The following is an 18,784-nucleotide window of genomic DNA, read 5'->3' on the forward strand; positions in this document are numbered from 1 at the left end:
ATTACGGGTTTTCGCGCAGGTCAGACGGGTGACACCGGGGCCGTCCAGGGAAGGTTGGCACTACCTGGCCCGGATGTCCCTACGGGATCGTTCAGGGATGTCGAGGGGTTCTCTCCGATGTTCCGTCATTCTCCTCGTCGCCATCGTTGAGGCATGGGAAGTCAGGCGTTCACGGGATCGGCGATGGTCTTCGGTGGTTACGCGGCGATCGGCGCCGGGGCCGCCGCGATGCTCGGGCTGCACGTGGTCACCGGCCTCGATCCGGTGCACACCGTGATCAGCGAGTACGCGTTCGAGGCGGACGGCTGGTTGCTGCCCCTGTCGCTCACGCTCTTCGCCGCCGCGGCGACGATCATCGGGGCGGTGCTGGCCCGGCGCGGGGAGGACCGTGCGGTGGCGCTGCTGGTCGGAGTCTGGGGCCTGTGCATGCTGCTGATCGGAGCCTTCCCCACCGACGAGCCCGGCGTGCCGCTCTCGATGTCGGGTGGCATCCACAGGTACGCGGCGTTCGTGGCCTTCCTCACCATGCCGATCGCGGGGCTGCTCCTCGCCAGGCGGTACGCGACCAGCCCGTACGCCCGCGCGGTCCGGTTGCTCAGCCTGGCCGCGATGGGGGTGCTGGTCCTGGTGGTCCTCCCGTACGCGGTGCGGGTGTTCGGCGTGGACCTGACCAACGACGACATCCCCGCGGGGGTGACCCAGCGGCTGGTGGTGGGCTTCGAGGTGGCGGTGCTGGCCATGCTGGGGATGGTGGCCGGTGCCCGGCGCGGCCGCGTCCGCCGTCCGCTCCCGGCGGCCGCCCGAGCCTGACCCTCGTTCCCGGTTTGTCGTACGGCTGCCCTACGCTCCCGGAAAGTCGATCGATCGAGAAGGTGGAGCATGGCCGCGCGGAGCACTTACCTGGAACTGTCCGAGGACGGCGGAAGCTCGCACAAGTTCTACGAGGTCGTGGTCGACGGGACCGAGGTGACGATCAGATACGGCCGCATCGGCGAGTCCGGCCAGTCCAAGGCGTCGGCGTTCGCCAATGAGGCGAAGGCGGAGGCGGCCGCCGCGAAGAAGATCAACGAGAAGGTCCGCAGAGGATACGCCCCCGCGGTCCGGGGGGTGCGCCAGCGCCGCGCGGTCACCCGGCGCAGCGTGGAGAGCACCCGCTCCACCGCCACCCAGGCGCCGGTGCTGTGGCGCTTCGCCAGCGGCGCGGCGGCGTTCGGCATCTTCGTCGACTCCGAGCGCTGCTGGGTCGGCAACCAGCGCGGCGACGTCTACACCGTCACCCACGGCGGCACCGTCACCGGCCGCTTCAAGCTGCCGGACGGGGTCAAGTGCATCGTCGGCGACGACTTCTGGATCTACGCGGGTGCCGACGACGGCAAGGTCTACGACCTCGGCGGCAAGGTTCCCAGGGTCGCGTACGAGATCGCCGAGGACGTCGACATCTACTGGCTGGACATCCACGACGGTGTGCTCGGCGTCTCCGACCGGGCAGGGCGGATCACCACCATCGACCACGAGGACGAGTTCCAGTGGGCACGCAAGGGCAGGGGCGACTCGGCCTGGATGGTCCGCTGCGACGACGAGGCCGTCTACCACGGCCACTCCACCGGGGTGGCCCGCTACGACGCCGCCGACGGAGCGCCGGTCTGGGAGACGCCCCTCACCGGCGCGGTGCTCTTCGGCTGGCAGGAGGCCGACTCGGTCTACGCGGGAACCTCGCGCTCCACCGTGCACCGCCTGCGCAAGTCCGACGGCGCCTCCCAGGCGGTCTACCGCTGCGACGCCACCGTCTTCTCCTGCGCCACCGCCCCCGGCGGCCGGTACGTCTTCGCCGGAGACAACCACTCCTCGATCTACTGCTTCGACCAGAGCGGCGAGCGCCTGTGGAAGCTGGCCACCGGCTGCGGTTCCGCCTTCTCCATGCAGTATCTCGACGACCGCCTCTACATCGTCACCACCGACGGCACCCTGGCCTGCATCGACGCGACCGAGGAGGCGATCAGGGCGGCCCAGGACGGCACCCTCCCCGAGGCGGTCGACGTCAAGGCGTCCGCCGGGCTGGCGGTGGTGGAGCCCACCGCCGTGCTGGAGACCGTGGTGTTCGACGCCGTTCCGGACACCGGCGACGGCGTGGTGCTCGAGTGCTTCCGCGAGGGCGAGCGGCTCCGGGTGCGGGTCGTCAGCGAGGGCTACGACGTGCGGCGGAACGTGCAGTTCCCCAAGGAGGTCAGAGAGGCAGGGGCCCGCTACCTCGTGGAGGGCGTCCGCTTCTCCGAGCGGGGTGGTTTCTACCGCGCGTACGGCGACATCAGGCGCCTGCTCTGATCTCCCGTCGGGCAGGCGTTCACCACGTCGACGAGATCTTGTCATGGTGCCGTGAGGCGCCGGGCCGCCCTGGCGTATCCGGGGAGCTTTTCCCACCCGGGAATGTCGGTACCGAGCATGCCTCCCGAGGCGTCTCAAGCGGATCGGGAGGACGGGGAGGACCTGTCGCGGGCGGCCGGTGACAGCGGGACAGGCCCGGCGCGGGCCGGAACCGAGGGGGACGGTTCCGGCCCGCGCCGGAGCGGGTCAGGACGGGACGTTCCACTTCTGGTTGGCGGTGCCGCCACAGGTCCAGATCTGCAGGCGGGTGCCGTTCGCGCTGGACTGGCCGGTGGCGTCCAGGCACTTGTTGGCGGCCGGGTTCACGAGATCCCGGGCCCCGCTGTAGGTCCACCGCTGTGCCGCGGTGCCGTTGCAGTCGTACAGCTGGATGGGCGTGCCGTCGGCGGTTCCGGCGGCGGTGACGTCCAGGCACTTGCCCAGGGCGCGCACGGTGCCGTCGGTGCCCATGGTCCACTGCTGTGCGCCGGTGCCGTTGCAGTCGTAGAGCTGGATGGGGGTGCCGTTCGCGGTGTTGGCCGCGGCGACGTCGACGCACTTGCCGCCGATGCCGGTGATCTGTCCCGTACGGCCACCGCCGGTGGGCGGGGCGTAGACGCGGACGTAGTCGATGGTGAGCTGCTGGGGGAAGGTGGTCGAGGCGTCGGGCGAGCCCGGCCAGTTCCCGCCGACGGCGAGGTTGAGGATCATGAAGAACGGGTGGTCGTAGACCCAGGGGTTGCCCCGCGTGTCGGCGGGGGTCTTCCTGGAGTACTGGACGCCGTCGACGTACCAGGTCACCGCGCCGGGCTCCCAGTCGACGGTGAAGGTGTGGAAGGCGTCGGCGAAGGCCTGGCCCGCGGGGAGGTTGTAGCTGCCGCTCAGCGGGTTGCCCCCCGAGTAGCCGGGGCCGTGGAGGCTGCCGAGCACCTGCCCGGGGACGCTGCCGACGTTCTCCATGATGTCGATCTCACCGTTGGCGGGCCACTGGGCCCCTCCGGTGCCCAGCATCCAGAACGCGGGCCACATGCCCTTGCCCCTGGGGAGCTTCATCCGCGCCTCGAAGCGGCCGTAGGCGCGCGTGAAGGTCGCGGCGGTGGTCAGCTTGCCCGAGGTGTACTCGCACGAGCCGTACCAGCAGCCGTGTCCCGCGGGGTTGCCCTTGCGCGCGGTGATGACCAGGTTGCCCGCGCCGTCGTGGGCGATGTTCTCGTTGCCGGACGTGTAGTACTGCCGCTCGTTGTTGCCCCAGCCTCCGCCGCCGACGTCCCGGCGCCATTTGGCGTTGTCGGGGCCGGTGCCGGAGGCCGCGTTGAACTCGTCCGACCATACGAGGGGGCCGGGGGCCGGGGCGGCGAGAGCCTGCCGGGTGGCGGTCTGGGCGGCGGTGGCCTGTGCCCCGGCCTGGGAGGGGACGAGTGTGGCGGAGCCGAGGGCGAGGAGTGTCGCGGCGAGGAGGCCGCCGATCCGCGCGAACCGCGTCCGCACGGGGCGAGGGCCGGTGGGGGGTGCCGGGCTGGTGACGATCATCGGCTGTTCCTTTCTAACCGGTGTCCGCTGGAGGGAGGTCACGGTCTAGAAGCCGGCCGTGATACGGGTGAACTCCCAGTTGGGCTGGGAGATGCCGCTGCACTCGGAGGAGGCGTTGCCACCGGGGCAGGGACGGTCGCGGTTGACCGCCCAGTAGGCGAAGCGGGTCAGGCCCTTGGATTTGGCCCAGTCGCGGATCTGGGTCCAGGCCTGGGTGGTGGTCAGCTCACCCTGGTCCGACAGGCCGTTCATGCCGGAGATGCCCATGCGGGCGTACGCCTGCGCGTCGGTCCAGCCGTTGGCGGCCTTGAGTGCGTTCTTCAGGCCCTCGGAGGAGCTGACGGTGGCGTTGTAGATGTTCGAGGCGCCGAAGTTGAACGGCATGATCGTGTAGTTGTCGATCGGCACGGCGAGCGCCTTGGCCTGGTTGATCAGGCGGATGCCGGCCGCGGTGGGACCGTTCACCCCGGTGCCGAAGGTGACGGCGATCTTGACGTTCGGGTTGTTCTGCTTGACGATCTTCAGGCCGTTGAGGATGCGGTCCTGGACGGTGTAGTTCTCGAACTCGTCGGTGTTCTCGATGTCGAAGTCGACGACCGCGGGGCCGACGGCGTTGATCACCTGCTGCACCGCTCCGGCGTAGGCGGCCGGGGTGGAGCAGTTCGGGCCGAGCTTGTTGCCCGACCATCCGCCGAAGGAGACCTGGACGCTGCCGCCCGCGGCCTTGATCTGGTTGATCGCGGCCTGGTCGGCGCCGCCGGTCAGCGGCCTCGCGCCGTCCCAGGCGGGGTTGCAGCCGCCGCTGGACAGGATGAACGCCATGGTGAAGGACTTCACCCCGGTGGTGCTCATGATCGTCGCCGGGCTCGGCGGGTTGCCCCAGCCCATGTAGAGGTATGGGGCTCCGGCCATCTTGCCGGCGGGCGGGGGCGTGGTGCCGCCGTCGCTCGGGGCGTTCCACTTCTGGTTGGCGGTGCCGCCGCAGGTCCAGATCTGCAGGCGGGTGCCGTTCGCGCTGGACTGGCCGGTGGCGTCCAGGCACTTGTTTGCGGCCGGGTTCACCAGGTCGTTCGCGGCGCTGTAGGCCCACTGCTGCGCCGCGGTGCCGTTGCAGTCGTACAGCTGGACGGGGGTGCCGTCGGCGGTTCCGGCGGCGGTGACGTCCAGGCACTTGCCCAGCGCGCGCACCGTGCCGTCGCCGTTGCGGGTCCACTGCTGTGCCGCGGTGCCGTTGCAGTCGTAGAGCTGGATGGGGGTGCCGTTCGCGGTGTTGGCCGCGGCGACGTCGACGCACTTGCCGCCGATGCCGGTGATCTGCCCGGTGGCGGCGGCGGCCGGGGACGCGGTGGTCACGCCGGCGAGGGCGAGAACGACGACGGTGAACATCCCGCCGAGAGTGGCCGGGAGCGACATGCGACGGCGCCGGGGAGGCGGCTGTCCTGTGTCCATGCGCGGATTTCCTTCCGTCTTGGGAGGCGACGTGCGGGTGACGTCACGCCCGGGCGGGGACGTGACGTGCGCGTGACGTCACGACCCGGACGAGCGGGGGGCATGCGGGCGGTGCCGGACGCGGAGAGCGTGCCTTTCGCGGGCGGCCGGACGGTGTCCCCGGAACGGATCGCCATGCGGCGGCACGCGCTGCTCGGCGCGTCCTGGGCCCTGCCGCGACGGATACGGCAGGGAGAACGGGAGCCCTCACGGGCGGGAGACGGTCGGTGTGCCTCCCGCTCATGAGGGGGTGTCGTCAGGGTGGTGGAGCGGGGCGCGGCCACCGCGCCCGCCGCCACACGGCGTCAGGAAAGCGAGTCATGGGAGTCCCTTCACGGCAGGCTTTCGCTTGCCCGGACCTTAGGACAGACTTCGTTCCTTGGTCAATACAAGCAGTAAAAAAAGCATCACAGCACCGGTCTCATGTTCGTGCGGACCGATGTGAGCTCCCGTAAAAAATGGAAAGTTTGTTTACGGTAGAAGCCCTGGGAGGAACGGTCCAGAGCTCGACGTTGTCAGGATGCGCTGTCAGGAAATCTCGGGTCGCTGCCGGAGGGGGTGCGAGAGACCCGATGCGGCGACGCTCTGGACGGGACAGGGCGGCGTGCGTACTCCTCCGGTGCGCTCACGGATACCCGGGGCCGCGCCCCCGCGGGGCAGCCGTCCGTGAGCCGGGCCCGTGCCGGTGAGAGGCCGCGGTCCGCGAACGGAGCCGGGGTGGTGAGGGGCAGCCGTCCGTGAGCCGGGCCCGTGCCGGTGAGAGGCCGCCGTCCGTGAACGGAGTCGCCGTCGCCGGTCGTCGGTCTCGCGCCGGGGACACGGCGTCGCGTGCCGGTCCCCGGCGATGTGCCCCGCGGGTGCGCGGGTGCGGACGTCTAGCGTTTGCCGCCTGAGCCGTCGAGTCCCGCGCGACGCAGGGCGTCGGCCATCGCGCCGCTCGGCGCGTTGCGCTGCCGGTCGCCGCGTCCCTGATCGCGTCCCTGTCCGCCGCCCTGTCCGCCGCGTCCCTGGCCGCCCCCGCGCCTGCCGCCGCCGTCACCCTGGCGCTGCCCGCCGCCACCCTGCTGGTCACGCTGGTCACGCTGGTCACGCGGTCCCCGGGGCCCCGCGGGCTTGACCTCGTCCTCCAGCCGGAGGGTGAGCGAGATGCGCTTGCGCGGGATGTCGACGTCGAGCACCTTCACCCGGACGATGTCGCCGGGCTTGACCACCTCGCGCGGGTCCTTGACGAAGCTGTGCGACAGCGCCGACACGTGGACCAGGCCGTCCTGGTGCACACCGACGTCGACGAACGCGCCGAAGGCGGCGACGTTGGTGACCACGCCCTCCAGCAGCATGCCGGGCTTGAGGTCGGAGAGCTTCTCCACGCCCTCCTTGAAGGTCGCGGTCTTGAAGGCCGGACGCGGGTCGCGACCCGGCTTCTCCAGTTCGGCGAGGATGTCGGTGACGGTCGGCAGGCCGAAGGTGTCGTCCACGAACTCCTGCGGACGCAGGGCACGCAGCGCCGTACCGTTGCCGATCAGGGACGCGAGGTCGCCACCGGTGCTCTTCAGGATGCGCCGCACCACCGGGTACGCCTCCGGGTGCACGCTGGAGGTGTCGAGCGGGTCGTCGCCGTCGCGGATGCGCAGGAAGCCCGCGCACTGCTCGAAGGCCTTCGGACCGAGCCTCGGCACCTCCTTCAACGCCTTGCGGGAACGGAAGGGGCCGTTGGCGTCGCGGTGCTGGACGATGTTCTCCGCGAGCCCGGAGCCGATGCCGGAGACCCGGGTGAGCAGCGGCGCGGAGGCGGTGTTGACGTCGACGCCGACCGCGTTCACACAGTCTTCCACCACGGCGTCGAGAGAGCGGGAGAGCTTGGTCTCGGCGAGGTCGTGCTGGTACTGGCCGACGCCGATCGACTTGGGGTCGATCTTCACCAGCTCGGCGAGGGGGTCCTGCAGCCGCCTGGCGATCGAGACGGCGCCGCGCAGCGACACGTCCATACCGGGCAGCTCCTGGGAGGCGAACGCGGAGGCGGAGTAGACCGAGGCCCCGGCCTCGGACACCACGACCTTGGTCAGGCCGGGGACCAGCTTGACCAGCTCGCCCGCGAGTTTGTCGGTCTCGCGCGAGGCGGTGCCGTTGCCGATCGAGACGAGCTCCACGCCGTGCTTCTTCGCCAGCGTGGCGAGGGTGGCCAGCGACTGGTCCCACTGGCGGCGCGGCTCGTGGGGGTAGACGGTGTCGGTGGCGAGCACCTTGCCCGTCGCGTCGACCACCGCGACCTTCACGCCGGTGCGCAGTCCGGGGTCCAGTCCCATGGTCGCGCGGCTCCCGGCGGGCGCGGCGAGCAGCAGGTCGCGCAGGTTCGCGGCGAACACGCGTACCGCCTCCTCCTCGGCGGCCTGCCACATGCGCGTCCGCAGGTCGATGCCGAGGTGGACGAGGATGCGGGTGCGCCAGGCCCAGCGGACCGTGTCGGCCAGCCACGCGTCGGCCGGCCTTCCCTGGTCGGAGATGCCGAAGCGGTGCGCGACGCGGCCCTCGTAGGTGCCGGTGGGCTCCTGCTCCGGCTCCAGGGTGAGGGTGAGGACCTCCTCCTTCTCGCCGCGGAACATCGCGAGGATCCGGTGCGAGGGCAGCTTGATGAACGGCTCGGCGAAGTCGAAGTAGTCGGAGAACTTGGCGCCCTCCTCCTCCTTGCCCTCGCGGACCGCCGCGACGAGGCGGCCCTTCGTCCACATCCGTTCGCGCAGCTCGCCGACGAGGTCGGCGTCCTCGCCGAACCGCTCGACCAGGATCGCGCGGGCACCGTCCAGCGCGGCGGCGGCGTCGGCCACCCCCTCGCCGACGAACGCCTCGGCCGCGGCCCGCGGATCGACCGACGGGTCCGCGAGCAGACCGTCGGCGAGCGGTTCGAGCCCCGCCTCCCTCGCGATCTGCGCCTTGGTCCGCCGCTTGGGCTTGTACGGGAGGTAGATGTCCTCCAGGCGGGCCTTGGAGTCGGCGAGGAGGATCTGCGCGCGCAGGGCGTCGTCGAGCTTGCCCTGGGCGTCGATCGACTCCAGGATCGCGGTGCGCCGCTCCTCCAGCTCCCGCAGGTAACGCAGCCTCTCCTCCAGCGTGCGCAGCTGCGTGTCGTCGAGCATCTCGGTGGCTTCCTTGCGGTAGCGGGCGATGAACGGCACGGTGGCCCCGCCGTCGAGCAGGTCCACCGCCGCACTCACCTGCCGCTCGCGCACACCCAGCTCTTCGGCGATCCGCTGATGAATAGACGTGGTCACCAAGTTCTCCCGAGGATGCCTCGGTCTTCGGGCCCGGGAGGAATCGGGAGCGGGAGGGCTACCAAGGCCCAAGCGTTCCCTGACCGGTCAGTCATCTCGATCAGCTTCTTTCTGTGTCGTGTAGCCGTAGCCGTCCGCGCGTTGAAGATGACGGACATGGCGGTGGTTGATCCCGGCGACGCGACCATACCGGGTGGTGATGTCGAACTTCCCGCAGGAGCGGACCAGGACCCGTCCGACGTGAACCCCGGCCTTCTTGCCTGTCGTGACGTTCGCGCGGACCAGGTCGCCGGTTTGGAAGCCGTGGTGCAGCTTGATCCGTGGCCGGACAAGACGGAGGAATCCGTATCGGTCTGACGTGGTGCGGGCGTAGGCGCCTCGACCGGTCGCCTTGACCACAAGGACCGTGGAAGGCCATGCGGTGACACTCTCCAGCTCACCGACGTGCAGCGCGTCGAGGGTGTGCGATTTCGGCGCGCCGGTGCGCGACCGGTTCCACTTCGTGCGACCGCCAGAGCCGGTGGACACCGGCAGCCCGGTCGCCTTCAGCGCCCGCCACAGCGCCCATCGGGTGGTGTTGACCGCCGCCGCGTCCCGCAACGGGACTTTCGTCTGCTTGAGGATCTTCGCGAGAAGAGCGGGTTTTCCCTTCAGAAACTCTTCGACCGGGGTGGCGTTCTTGGTCTGATTGCAGCCGATACAGGCCAGGGTGAGGTTGCTGATCCGGTCCGAGCCGCCCCGGGAACGCGGGTGGATGTGGTCGATGTTCACCGGCACGTCCTGCTTACCGCAGTACGCGCACCTGCGCCCCCACGTGGCGAGCAGATACTCACGAACCTCGTATCCGGCGAGGGTGCCCTGCTGGTATTCCACTCCTTCGAGCGGCCGTCCGGCCGACATGGCGTGGGTGTCGAACGCCGTCTTTTCCACATGGACGGCGGTGACGGGTGCCCAGCGGGTGAGCCGACTCACCCACGACATGGTGGTGTCGAGGCGGTGTCGTAGGGACGGTGCGAGCCACCCCTTGGGCCTGGTGCGGTTGGAGAACCGGGGAGCGCGGTAACGCAGGTTCCGGGAACGGCGGCCCCGGCGCGACGCAGCCCGCGAGGCGAGCCTGTCGCGGATCGCTCCGCCTCGGTGGTCGAGTTGGAGTGAGTACCTACCGGCCCGGCTCCCGTCGCGCTCGGTGAACACGGCGACGCCGGTGTGCTTGGAGCCGGGATCGACGCCGACCGCGACGCCGGGAACCGCGGACTCGTCTCGGAGGCGGTCCTTCAGCCGGATGACGAACGGGGTGTGGCGGTGAACCACCGCCCGGCCCGAACGCAGGAGTTTGCGCGCGTAGGCCGGACTCGTGGGCTGTAACGGGTGGCCGTGCTTGTCGAGGACGAACACGGCCGGGTGGGCTTGACTGCCCGCTCCCTTTCCGGCCGAAGCCGGGCCGGGGTGACGTCGAACGGGCCGGGTGCCGGCCCGTTCGATCTCCCCTCGCCCATGTTGAACACCAGGTATCGCCTCGCGGCGGTGTCCGTGAGCCGTTTCGTCCCGACCTTGCGGGGTGTCTGCTCCCACGGATTCCAGAGCAGCGAACTGAGGAAGCATTCGCTGGTGGGTCTGCTGTCTTGCGTTCAACGTAGCCATCAAAATGCACCTCCTTGAGCTGATGGCTGGGGCTGGTCAACGTGGGGCTATCGGTGCGCGATGTGGCACCTCAGGCCCCGGCCTTCAGACCGGGGTCGTTGACGATCTCTCTTCCTCTGTGATGGCAGTCCCAAGTTACCGCCTCACCTCCCTGGTGGCCCGGAGAGTCGGAGGCTCGACGGTGGCGGCCGTGTTTCCGCCAGGGGTTCCGGTCACCCGGTGCGTGAGCCGAGGGGTCTCCCCGCCGTCCTGGACGACCCGGGTCCTCGGTGTCGACATCGCCCCTGAGCGGCCGGGCCGTCCCCGTGCTGTCCACCCGTACCCTCCAGGTCGCCGCCTGGCCGGCGGTGTCCAGCGAGTGGATCTTCTCCCACGCTCGAACCCGGGTGAGCGCGGGGCGGGAATGCCCGGCTAATGAAAACCGTTATCATCGGCGTCGGGTAATCCGCCCTCCGAGAGGAGCAGACGTGGCCAAGAACGAGATGCGACCGGTGATCAGGCTGAGGTCCACGGCGGGCACCGGTTTCACCTACGTGACCCGCAAGAGCCGGCGTAACGACCCCGACCGGCTCACTCTCGTCAAGTACGACCCGATCGTCCGCCAGCACGTCCCGTTCCGAGAGGACAGATAGCCATGAAGAAGGGCATCCACCCCGACTACCGCCCGGTCGTCTTCCGCGATCCGAGCGCGGGTGTCGCCTTCCTGACCCGTTCGACCGTCAGCAGCCGCAAGACCGTCGAGTGGGAGGACGGCGCCGTTTACCCGCTGGTCGACGTCGACGTCTCCTCGGCGAGTCATCCCTTCTACACCGGGCGCGGCCGGGTCGTCGACACGGCGGGGCGCGTCGAGCGCTTCCAGCGGCGCTACGGCAGGAGCTGACCCCAGAACCGATTCCGGCCCCGGCCTCGGCCGGGGCCGTGCCGTTTTCCGGTGGCCGGGACTCGCGTCCCCGCCACGCCGGGACGCGCGGCACCGCTCATCGGGGCGCGGGCCACCGTGCACAGGCCGTGGACAGGCCGGGCCGCGTCAGCCGCAGGTGATCTCGGTGAAGGTCGGGGGTGTGGTGGCGGACCCCACGAAGCCGATGTCGGTGGCGGTCGCCCCCGGCGCCAGCGACGGCTTCTCGGTGGGGGCGTGCAGCATCGCGACGGGGCCACTCTGCATGTGGGTGCCGTTCCACGACTGGGTGAAGGTCGCCTCGCGCGGTTGCATCCACTGGATGTACCAGTCGCGTATCGGCTTGTCGGTGGTGTTGGTGATCGTCGCGGCGCCTCGGTAGCCGCCGGGCCACGACTCCACCAGGGTGACCGTCGCCTGACACCTCTTGGTGTCCGGGGCAGGGGTGTCCGTGTCCTCGTGGAGGGGCGCGGAGGACGATGATGCCGGCGGGTTGCCGTCATCGGACGGGGCCGCCGGGGGGTTCCCCTGGACGGACGGGGACACCTGGGTGACGTGCTGGGAGAGCGGGTGCGCCGCGGTGTGCCCGCTCTCCTGGGTCCGGCCGGCGCAGGCGCCCGCGACCAGGGCCACCGCCGCTCCGAGCGAGACGAGGCCCAGCAGTGGCGCGATCTTCGTGCTGAACGGCACGGGACTCCCTTCCGCCCTTTTCACGAGGGCGCGGCGGCCGTGGGGAGGGGCGGTGATCCGGTGCGGTTGTGGCGGCCCGGCGGTCTGCCGGTCCGCTCATCCGTCGGTCTGTCGGTCTGTGGGGACGAACGGGGTGAGGGGGAGACGGGTCGGTCCCCGCCGGTGGCACCGGCGGGGACCGCGTTACATCAGGGGCTGGAGCAGGTGACGCTCGGAGAGCCGCTGGTGCCCGATCCGGTGAACCCGAAGGTGGTCGAGGCGCCGGGGGCTATCGTGCGGTTCCAGTCGACGTTCTTGGCCGTGACGGTGGATCCGGACGTGGTGTGCGTGGCACTCCACAGACTGTTGATGGCGCTACCGCTGCCGAGTGTCCACGTCGTCGTCCAGCCGTTGATGGTGGCCGATCCCGAGTTGCGCACGGTCACCTCGCCCTGGTAACCGCCCGACCAGGAGCTGACGGTCTTGTAGGTGGCGGTGCACGCTCCGGTGCCGGGGTTCGGCGTCGGCGTCGGGTTCGGGGTCGGGCTCACGGTCGGGGTCGGGGTCGGGGTCGGGGTCGGGTCCGGGTTGTTGCCCGAACGGCCGACTCCGGTCACCTGGCCGTTGCCGCCGTCGAAGACGACGTCGGAGCAGTTGTAGAACGTCTCGGCGCTGTCGGAGCGCTTCCACACCGAGTAGATGATGTGGCGGCCCGACTTGCCGGAGGGGAGCCTGGCGTTCCAGTAGTAGTTGGCGTCGTTGGTCCCCGGGTTTCCGACGCTCTGCGGGTGGTCGGCCGTGTGGAAGGGTTCCGACTCCAGGTCATCCCAGGTCAGAGCCCGGTTGGGGTTCCAGCCGTCCTTGGTGATGTAGAGGTAGAACCAGCCGGGGTGGGCGGCCCACTTGTTGTACTTGAACTGGATGTTCGCGCCCGCGGTCAGGTGCGTCACCGGCCAGTTGGCACTCGGCAGGTCGTACCCGCTGTAGCCCGGGTTGCCGCCGCTGCACGCCTGGCCGTCGGGGATGAACCCGCGGGTTCGCCCGGCTCCGTCGGACCGCAGCAGGCTGAACCAGTTGTACAGCGAGTTCGCCCCGCTCTGGGCAACCGCCGCCGAACACGCCGAGTTGATCGGCACGATGTTCCCCTGCGGGGAGAGGCCGTCCTGCCAGCAGAAATACGTCCGGCTGCCGGGCACCATCATCGCGCCGTGCGCCGAGGCCGGCAGGGGAACGAGAACGACGGCGAGCAGCGCGGTCATGAAAGTGACCACACCGGCGACAGCCATACTTCGCCATTTACTCACAGAATTACCATCCCTTTCGAGGGGGTGACGAGGCATTGATCAATGGCGGTGAGGCGCTCACGCGAGACGGACTCTAGGTCGCAGGTTGCGGGGGTGTAAACGGAGTGCTTCTTTCACCGTGAGGTAGCGGCTTGTTGTACCAGTTCAGGGGGTTACGGGGTGATTTCACCCAATGAAAGGTTCACGGTTGGGGTGCCCTGTGGTGAGTCTTCGCGGGAAGGGTCGCACCAGGTGGAGAGCGAAGGACTTGCGGATCTTCGAGGTGTAGGAGAAAACGGTGGGGAAAAACGAAAGACCGGCCGGAGGATTTCCGGCCGGTCTTCGGTGAAGGGACGGGCCCTGGGCGAGATGCCTTTCCTCGCGGGGCCGCCGCGCCTTTCCTGCGGGGCTACCGCGTTCTTCCCGCCGCGACCTTCTCCAGTGCGGGCCCCGTGAGGCGGTACCTGTCCCACTCGTCGAGCGGTTCCGCGCCGATCGCCCGGTAGAAGTCGATGGCCGGAGTGTTCCAGTCGAGCACCGACCATTCGAAGCGGCCGTAGCCGCGCTCCACGCAGATGCCCGCCAGTTCGGCGAGCAGCCTCCTGCCGTGCCCGCCGCCCCGGTGGGCCGGATGGACGAAGAGGTCTTCGAGATAGATCCCGTGGGTGCCGAGCCAGGTGGAGTAGGAGACGAACCAGATCGCGAACCCCGCGATCCTCTCCCCGTCGACGGCGATGTGGCAGAACACGCTGGGGGAGGGGCAGAAGAGCGTCTCGTGGAGCATGTCGGGGGTGTTCTCGACCTTGTCCAGCGCCTTCTCGTACTCCGCGAGTCCACGGATCATGTCGATGATCGCCGGGACGTCGTCCGGCGTTGCGGGGCGAATCATGCTCGAAGTCTAGGGCGGGGCCGCGGTCGGGGACGAGTTAGAAAAGGATTTTCGGTGATAAAAGGTGTTATATAGGGTCGCATGGCTGTACGGGAGACGCCTCCCGTAAGTTGTCTGCTGATCGAAGTGCGGGTCGTTGAGAAAGGCGGGTCACCATGTCGACAGAACCCCACGGGGAGCGGCTGGCGGAGCTCAGGGAGGCGTTCGCGGCCATCGACATCGATGGCGACGGATTCATCACGGAGCGGGAGTTCGGTGAGCACTTTCCCGCCCTGCCCGCCGAGGCCATCGGATCGCTGAACCAGAACGGCGACTCCGATGGCGACGGCCGGCTCTCGTTCGAGGAGTTCGTCCGCCTGGTTTCCCGAGACTGACCGTTCCCCGTTCTTCGAGGGGGCCACCGGAACCGGTGGCCCCCTCGAAGAACGGGTGCCACCTCGCGCGATCTTCTCTCGGCGTTCTCCCTCGGTGACGTCGGGCGCCACCGCGGGTCTGACCGCGCTCACCGGAGACGGCGAGGGTCAGCGCGGGACCGGAACGTGACTGTCGGAGACCTCGCGCAGTGACTCCTCGACGGTGGAGTCGATGGGGAACGCCTCGCGCAGCCTGGTCAGATCGAGCAGGCGGCCGAGGAATCCGTGCACGCCGACGAGGCGCAGCCAGCCTTTCCGCTCGTAGGCGCGTCGCAGGCTCGTCAGCAGCACCCAGATGCCCGTGGAGTCGCAGAATCCCACCCCCGTCGTGTCGACGACGAGGCAGACGTGACCGCGCCTCATGTACTCCGCGATTTTCTCCTCGAGCAGCGGTGCCGAGGACTTGTCCAGGTCGCCGACCAAGGTCACCACGGAGAAGTGCGGGTGCGCGTCCATGCTTACGGAAAGTCGAGTCATATCGCCCCGCTGTCTACGGCGGTTGGAGACAGCGCCCTGTCGGGAGCCGTACGAAGGACGGGTGCCGTTACCCCCACCGTACGCCCGTCGCTCATGACAGTTCAACAAGTGATTGCGAACCGTCAGCGGTCAAGGAATACGGAGGTAGATCGCCGCGCTCCGGTTTCGTTCTCGGTGCGGGACCTCACAGGACCAGGCCGTCGCGGTGAGACGAGGGGCGGCGTCCTCACCCCGGATACCCGCGGATACCCCCGGGATACCCACGGATTCTCACGCACGGTGACGGACGGCGGGCCGCCGCGGGGCGCCGTTTGTCCCATCCGCCCCCGGGCACGTGAGGAAGATGGGAACCACTGATCCGGCGGTGCTCACCGTCAACGCGGGATCGTCGAGCCTGCAACTCCACCTCGTCCGGGACGGTCAGGTCCTGCGCACCGAGCACAGCGAGCAGAGTCTCGACCCCGGCACGGCCGAGCGGGCGATCACGGACTTCCTCGACGCCGCCCCCGGCACCGACCTCGCCGCTGTCGGCCACCGCCTCGTCCACGGAGGCGAGGCGGTTCGGAAGCCGACGGTCGTCGACGACGGCGTACTGCGAGCGGTGGGGGAGTACGCCGATCTCGCCCCGCTGCACGTACCGCCCGCGCTCGCGCTCGTCGAGGCCGCCCGGAACAGGCTGCCCGACATCCCGCACGTGCTCTGCCCCGACACCGCCTTCCACGCCGAACTTCCCGACAGCGCCGCCACCTACGCGCTGCCCGCGGAGTGGAGGAGCCGCTACGGCCTGCGCCGCTACGGCTTTCACGGCCTGTCGTACGCCTGGACGCTGGAAAGGGCCGCGGAGATGCTCGACCGGCCCGCGGGCACCCTCCAGGTCGTGCTGACCCACCTCGGCGGAGGCTCCTCGGTGTGCGCCGTCCGCGACGGCCGCAGCGTGGACACCTCGATGGGATTCACCCCGCTGGAGGGGGTCCCGATGAGCAAACGGTCCGGGAGCGTCGATCCCGGCATGCTGCTGTGGCTGCTGTCGGACTCCCGGCTCACGCTCGACGAACTGCGTGAAGGACTGGAACACCACTCGGGCCTGCTCGGCCTCTCCGACGGGAAGTCGGGAGACACCCGGGAACTGGTCGCCTCAGGGGATCCGGCCGCCGCGCTGGCCCTGGAGGTGTTCGCGCATCGGGTGAGCCGGGAGATCGCCGCCGCCGCGACGAGCCTGGACCGGCTCGACGCGCTCGTGTTCACCGGGGAGATCGGCTGGGACCAGCCGGAGGTCCGCGAGGCCGTCTGCGGAAGGCTCTCCCTGCTCGGCGTCGAGCCGCCCGCCCGCGGTGACCTCGACACCGACGGGACGGTCAGCGCGCCCGGCGCGTCCGTGCCCGTACTGGTGGTCAGGCCGAGAGAGGAACTGCAACTCGCCAGAGAGACCCTCGGCGCGCTCGGCGGGCATCCGTGAGGGGACCGGCCGCCGTTCGAGGATCTTCGTTTCGAGGAATCCCGCCGACGTTTCGAGGACTTTCACCGGAAAGGCAGGGGTAAGGATCGTGATTCGTGATCTCGTCAGGGGCGCGGGGAGCGGCGTTCTGGCCACGGCGGCGATGAGCGCCGTGATGCTCGCCGGGGAACGCGCGGGGCTCATGAGGGATCAGCCTCCCAAGAGGATCGTCCGCGGCCTCCTGCCTGGCCACAGGCACCGGCCCAAGTCGGGGGAGAGAGCACTGGGCGCGATCGCCCACTTCGGCTTCGGCGCCACGGGCGGGGCCGCGTTCGCCCTGCTCTGCGGGGGACGCCGTGCCCCGGTGACGCTCGGGGTGGCCTACGGGCTGGCCATCTGGTTCGTCAGCTACCAGGGCTGGGTGCCGAAACTGGAGGTCCTGCCGCCGATCGACGAGGATCAGCCGGGACGTCAGGCGGTGATGGCCGCGGGCCACGTGGTGTACGGCGCGATGCTCGCCCTCGCGGTGAACGGCCCCCGGCGCGAGACCTGACGGCCCGCACCCTCCGCGTCCCCGCCGGAAATGGGCCGGGACGGGGAAGGCACGAGCCGCAACGATGATCGCGGAGCCGGTGGAACGGTTCCGTCCGGGGGATCCCGCTCCTGCGAACGGTCACCGAGGTGCTAGGAGGAGGCCACCGAGGCCGTGACCGGCTGCCCGGCCGAGAGCGTCTGCCGTATCGGCTTGCCGACCGCGGTGCGCGCCGCGCCTGGGCTCTCAGGAGCCTCCTGGACGTCGGCGGGGTTGATCCGGCCGCCGTGCTCGTCGTGGTGGTCGGCGTCCGCGTCGTCGAACCACACGCCGCCCTCCGCGAGATAGCGGAAGCGGATGGGCTGGTGAGCGGGAACCATCAGGCTCACCTGATAGGTGCCGTCGTCCCTGCGCCGCATGGGATGGGCGTAGGGGTCCCAGCCGTTGAAGTCACCGACCAGCGAGACCCCTCCGCGGGTCGGGCTCTCCACTATGGTGAAAGTCAGCTTGACCTGGCCGTTCTTGGTCGGCTTACCGCGCTTGATCACTGAAGTCCTCCTGACATCGCTGTCTCCGTGCGTAACGTGCCGTGATCTCGGTTGCGGAAAGACGTGAAGATCACGCCAACTACCGGATCGCGCCGACGTGGACGTGACGCGATCTGGAGGCCGACGCCCGGTCACGGCCGAGCCGTCGATCCATATGGATCGTTACCGCCCGTAGCGGCCGGACAACCCGGACAGACCGATATTTGATCGGCATTACGTTCGACCTTGACCCGACCGGGATGGTTGACCGGTCCCGCCGGAGGCGGCGCGCGTCGGCCAGGATGGTGGGGTGGACATACGGCCTATCTCCCCTTCCTCGCTGGTGGAGGAACTCGCCGACCGGGTGGCCGCGGAGCCCCGCGACTCCTGGGTGCGCGTCGCGCTCGACGGGGCTCCCGCGACGCGGCCGGAGCAACTCGCCGACGCGCTGGTGGGCCCGCTCCGGCTGCGCGGCAGGGAGGTGCTCCGTGTCTCCACCGCCGACTTCCTGCGCCCGGCCTCGCTGCGTTTCGAGTACGGCCGGACCGACCCGGACTCCTTCTACGCCGACTGGTTCGACTACGGAGGGCTGGTCAGAGAGGTGTTGGGACCGCTCGACCCGGGCCGGTCGGGAAAGGTGCTGCCCACGCTGTGGGACAGCGCCGTCGACAGGGCCACCCGTGCGCCGTACGTCACGGTCCCCCCGGGCGGTGTGCTGCTGCTGGCCGGCCCCCTGCTGCTGGGCCGGGGGCTGCCGTTCGAGCTGACCGTGCACCTGAGGCTCTCGCCGGGCGCGCTCTCCCGGCGCACCCCGGAGGAGCTGCACTGGACGCTGCCCGCCTACGCGCGCTACGAGGAGGAGGTCGCCCCGGCGGAGCTCGCCGACGTGGTCGTCCGCGTCGACGACCCGAGACATCCGGCCCTGGTCACCCCGTGACGGGCGAAGGCGGGGCACGTCCCCCTGACGCGTCCCGCCTTCGATCCTCCGGTGACGGTGCTACACGCCCGCGCGGGAGGGCGTCCTGCGCTCGGAGTACGACTCGGCGACCGACCCCTGCTCCAGGGAGGGCCGCATCTCCTCGCGGGTCTCCTCCATGCGCAGCGCGATCCCCATCGCGAAGAAGGTCGGTGCCCACTCGCCGATGAAGATCCCCCAGTGGTCCGCTCGCTCGATCCCCGCCCTCTCCTGCGCGTTCGACGTGAACCACGCCGCGATCGACGCGCCGACCGAGGCGATTCCGGCGGCGTACATCATGTTGGACTTCACGCCCATCTTGTGAAGCATATTGATCATTTCATCCCCCTGATGATGGTTCGTCCTTATGGTTACCCAGCGAGATGGCGGATAACCGAATGTGGCGAACCGCAGGTGGGG

The 18,784-nt window shown here is 69.7% G+C and carries 18 protein-coding genes; 8 read left to right on the forward strand and 10 right to left on the reverse strand.

The features are described 5' to 3' along the window. Positions 1-153: 153 nt before the first annotated feature. Entirely contained in the window at positions 154-810 is a 657-nt protein-coding gene (locus ACFY3V_RS10030) for a DUF998 domain-containing protein (RefSeq protein ID WP_350945291.1), read from the forward strand. Positions 811-879: 69 nt separating this feature from the next. Then, complete coding sequence (locus tag ACFY3V_RS10035; protein WP_362899825.1) at positions 880-2,322, forward strand: WGR domain-containing protein; 1,443 nt, start codon at positions 880-882, stop codon at positions 2,320-2,322. A 246-nt stretch (positions 2,323-2,568) separates the two neighbouring features. Here the strand turns inward: ACFY3V_RS10035 and ACFY3V_RS10040 are convergent, their stop codons facing one another. From ACFY3V_RS10040 to iscB, 4 genes are all read right to left on the reverse strand, one after another. Further along, the gene (locus tag ACFY3V_RS10040; RefSeq protein WP_362899827.1) at positions 2,569-3,891 is read right to left on the reverse strand and encodes an RICIN domain-containing protein; all 1,323 of its coding nucleotides are present in this window, start codon (positions 3,889-3,891) and stop codon (positions 2,569-2,571) included. 45 nt (positions 3,892-3,936) lie between these two features. Then, positions 3,937-5,340, reverse strand: coding sequence for a ricin-type beta-trefoil lectin domain protein (locus ACFY3V_RS10045; RefSeq protein ID WP_389771917.1), 1,404 nt, complete (start codon positions 5,338-5,340; stop codon positions 3,937-3,939). A gap of 914 nt (positions 5,341-6,254) precedes the next feature. Further along, on the reverse strand, positions 6,255-8,645 hold the full coding sequence (locus ACFY3V_RS10050; protein WP_389771920.1) for a Tex family protein: 2,391 nt from the start codon (positions 8,643-8,645) through the stop codon (positions 6,255-6,257). 87 nt (positions 8,646-8,732) lie between these two features. Next, positions 8,733-10,040: an RNA-guided endonuclease IscB gene (iscB, locus tag ACFY3V_RS10055; protein ID WP_389771923.1), complete on the reverse strand. Its 1,308-nt coding sequence runs from the start codon at positions 10,038-10,040 to the stop codon at positions 8,733-8,735. Positions 10,041-10,753: 713 nt separating this feature from the next. On the opposite strand from iscB, the gene rpmG reads away from it, so the two are divergent. Together rpmG and ACFY3V_RS10065 are read left to right on the forward strand one after the other, a co-directional pair. After that, positions 10,754-10,918 (forward strand): 50S ribosomal protein L33, encoded by a 165-nt coding sequence (gene rpmG, locus ACFY3V_RS10060; protein WP_350945296.1) that lies wholly within the window; start codon positions 10,754-10,756, stop codon positions 10,916-10,918. 2 nt (positions 10,919-10,920) lie between these two features. Beyond that, positions 10,921-11,166 carry a type B 50S ribosomal protein L31 gene (locus ACFY3V_RS10065; protein WP_350945297.1) on the forward strand — a complete coding sequence of 82 codons (246 nt, stop codon included), beginning with the start codon at positions 10,921-10,923 and terminating at the stop codon, positions 11,164-11,166. Positions 11,167-11,313: 147 nt separating this feature from the next. On the opposite strand, the gene ACFY3V_RS10070 is transcribed toward ACFY3V_RS10065, so the two are convergent. The 3 genes from ACFY3V_RS10070 to ACFY3V_RS10080 form a co-directional block, all read right to left on the reverse strand. After that, the gene (locus ACFY3V_RS10070; protein ID WP_389771928.1) at positions 11,314-11,874 is read right to left on the reverse strand and encodes a cellulose binding domain-containing protein; all 561 of its coding nucleotides are present in this window, start codon (positions 11,872-11,874) and stop codon (positions 11,314-11,316) included. A gap of 188 nt (positions 11,875-12,062) precedes the next feature. After that, entirely contained in the window at positions 12,063-13,139 is a 1,077-nt protein-coding gene (locus ACFY3V_RS10075; RefSeq protein ID WP_389771931.1) for a lytic polysaccharide monooxygenase, read from the reverse strand. 406 nt (positions 13,140-13,545) lie between these two features. Beyond that, positions 13,546-14,025 (reverse strand): GNAT family N-acetyltransferase, encoded by a 480-nt coding sequence (locus ACFY3V_RS10080; RefSeq protein ID WP_362899839.1) that lies wholly within the window; start codon positions 14,023-14,025, stop codon positions 13,546-13,548. 155 nt (positions 14,026-14,180) lie between these two features. Between ACFY3V_RS10080 and ACFY3V_RS10085 the strand changes: the two genes are divergently transcribed. After that, on the forward strand, positions 14,181-14,399 hold the full coding sequence (locus tag ACFY3V_RS10085; RefSeq protein WP_362899841.1) for an EF-hand domain-containing protein: 219 nt from the start codon (positions 14,181-14,183) through the stop codon (positions 14,397-14,399). A 147-nt stretch (positions 14,400-14,546) separates the two neighbouring features. Here the strand turns inward: ACFY3V_RS10085 and ACFY3V_RS10090 are convergent, their stop codons facing one another. Continuing rightward, the gene (locus tag ACFY3V_RS10090; protein WP_350945302.1) at positions 14,547-14,894 is read right to left on the reverse strand and encodes an STAS domain-containing protein; all 348 of its coding nucleotides are present in this window, start codon (positions 14,892-14,894) and stop codon (positions 14,547-14,549) included. A 364-nt stretch (positions 14,895-15,258) separates the two neighbouring features. Between ACFY3V_RS10090 and ACFY3V_RS10095 the strand changes: the two genes are divergently transcribed. Both ACFY3V_RS10095 and ACFY3V_RS10100 read left to right on the forward strand, forming a co-directional pair. Further along, a complete protein-coding gene (locus tag ACFY3V_RS10095; RefSeq protein ID WP_362899845.1) occupies positions 15,259-16,371 on the forward strand; it encodes an acetate/propionate family kinase in 1,113 nt (370 codons plus the stop codon). Between the two features lie 88 nt (positions 16,372-16,459). After that, positions 16,460-16,903 carry a DUF6789 family protein gene (locus tag ACFY3V_RS10100; RefSeq protein WP_362899847.1) on the forward strand — a complete coding sequence of 148 codons (444 nt, stop codon included), beginning with the start codon at positions 16,460-16,462 and terminating at the stop codon, positions 16,901-16,903. A 131-nt stretch (positions 16,904-17,034) separates the two neighbouring features. Here ACFY3V_RS10100 and ACFY3V_RS10105 read toward each other — a convergent pair whose 3' ends face one another. Further along, positions 17,035-17,430, reverse strand: coding sequence for an isoamylase early set domain-containing protein (locus tag ACFY3V_RS10105; protein WP_350945304.1), 396 nt, complete (start codon positions 17,428-17,430; stop codon positions 17,035-17,037). Positions 17,431-17,719: 289 nt separating this feature from the next. On the opposite strand from ACFY3V_RS10105, the gene ACFY3V_RS10110 reads away from it, so the two are divergent. Next, complete coding sequence (locus tag ACFY3V_RS10110; protein ID WP_389771938.1) at positions 17,720-18,346, forward strand: uridine kinase; 627 nt, start codon at positions 17,720-17,722, stop codon at positions 18,344-18,346. A 60-nt stretch (positions 18,347-18,406) separates the two neighbouring features. On the opposite strand, the gene ACFY3V_RS10115 is transcribed toward ACFY3V_RS10110, so the two are convergent. Beyond that, a complete protein-coding gene (locus ACFY3V_RS10115) occupies positions 18,407-18,703 on the reverse strand; it encodes a hypothetical protein (protein WP_362899851.1) in 297 nt (98 codons plus the stop codon). Positions 18,704-18,784 lie beyond the last annotated feature (81 nt).

This window comes from Streptosporangium sp. NPDC000095 (assembly GCF_042899335.1).
GTDB lineage: Bacteria > Actinomycetota > Actinomycetes > Streptosporangiales > Streptosporangiaceae > Streptosporangium.

Bases quoted from the DNA above. Each gene is read 5' to 3' on its own strand.
- ACFY3V_RS10030 (WP_350945291.1), top strand. From the start codon at position 154: ATGGGAAGTCAGGCGTTCACGGGATCGGCGATGGTCTTCGGTGGTTAC.
- ACFY3V_RS10035 (WP_362899825.1), top strand. From the start codon at position 880: ATGGCCGCGCGGAGCACTTACCTGGAACTGTCCGAGGACGGCGGAAGC.
- ACFY3V_RS10040 (WP_362899827.1), bottom strand. From the start codon at position 3,891: ATGATCGTCACCAGCCCGGCACCCCCCACCGGCCCTCGCCCCGTGCGG.
- ACFY3V_RS10045 (WP_389771917.1), bottom strand. From the start codon at position 5,340: ATGGACACAGGACAGCCGCCTCCCCGGCGCCGTCGCATGTCGCTCCCG.
- ACFY3V_RS10065 (WP_350945297.1), top strand. From the start codon at position 10,921: ATGAAGAAGGGCATCCACCCCGACTACCGCCCGGTCGTCTTCCGCGAT.
- ACFY3V_RS10075 (WP_389771931.1), bottom strand. From the start codon at position 13,139: ATGGCTGTCGCCGGTGTGGTCACTTTCATGACCGCGCTGCTCGCCGTC.
- ACFY3V_RS10080 (WP_362899839.1), bottom strand. From the start codon at position 14,025: ATGATTCGCCCCGCAACGCCGGACGACGTCCCGGCGATCATCGACATG.
- ACFY3V_RS10085 (WP_362899841.1), top strand. From the start codon at position 14,181: ATGTCGACAGAACCCCACGGGGAGCGGCTGGCGGAGCTCAGGGAGGCG.
- ACFY3V_RS10090 (WP_350945302.1), bottom strand. From the start codon at position 14,894: ATGGACGCGCACCCGCACTTCTCCGTGGTGACCTTGGTCGGCGACCTG.
- ACFY3V_RS10095 (WP_362899845.1), top strand. From the start codon at position 15,259: ATGGGAACCACTGATCCGGCGGTGCTCACCGTCAACGCGGGATCGTCG.
- ACFY3V_RS10115 (WP_362899851.1), bottom strand. From the start codon at position 18,703: ATGATCAATATGCTTCACAAGATGGGCGTGAAGTCCAACATGATGTAC.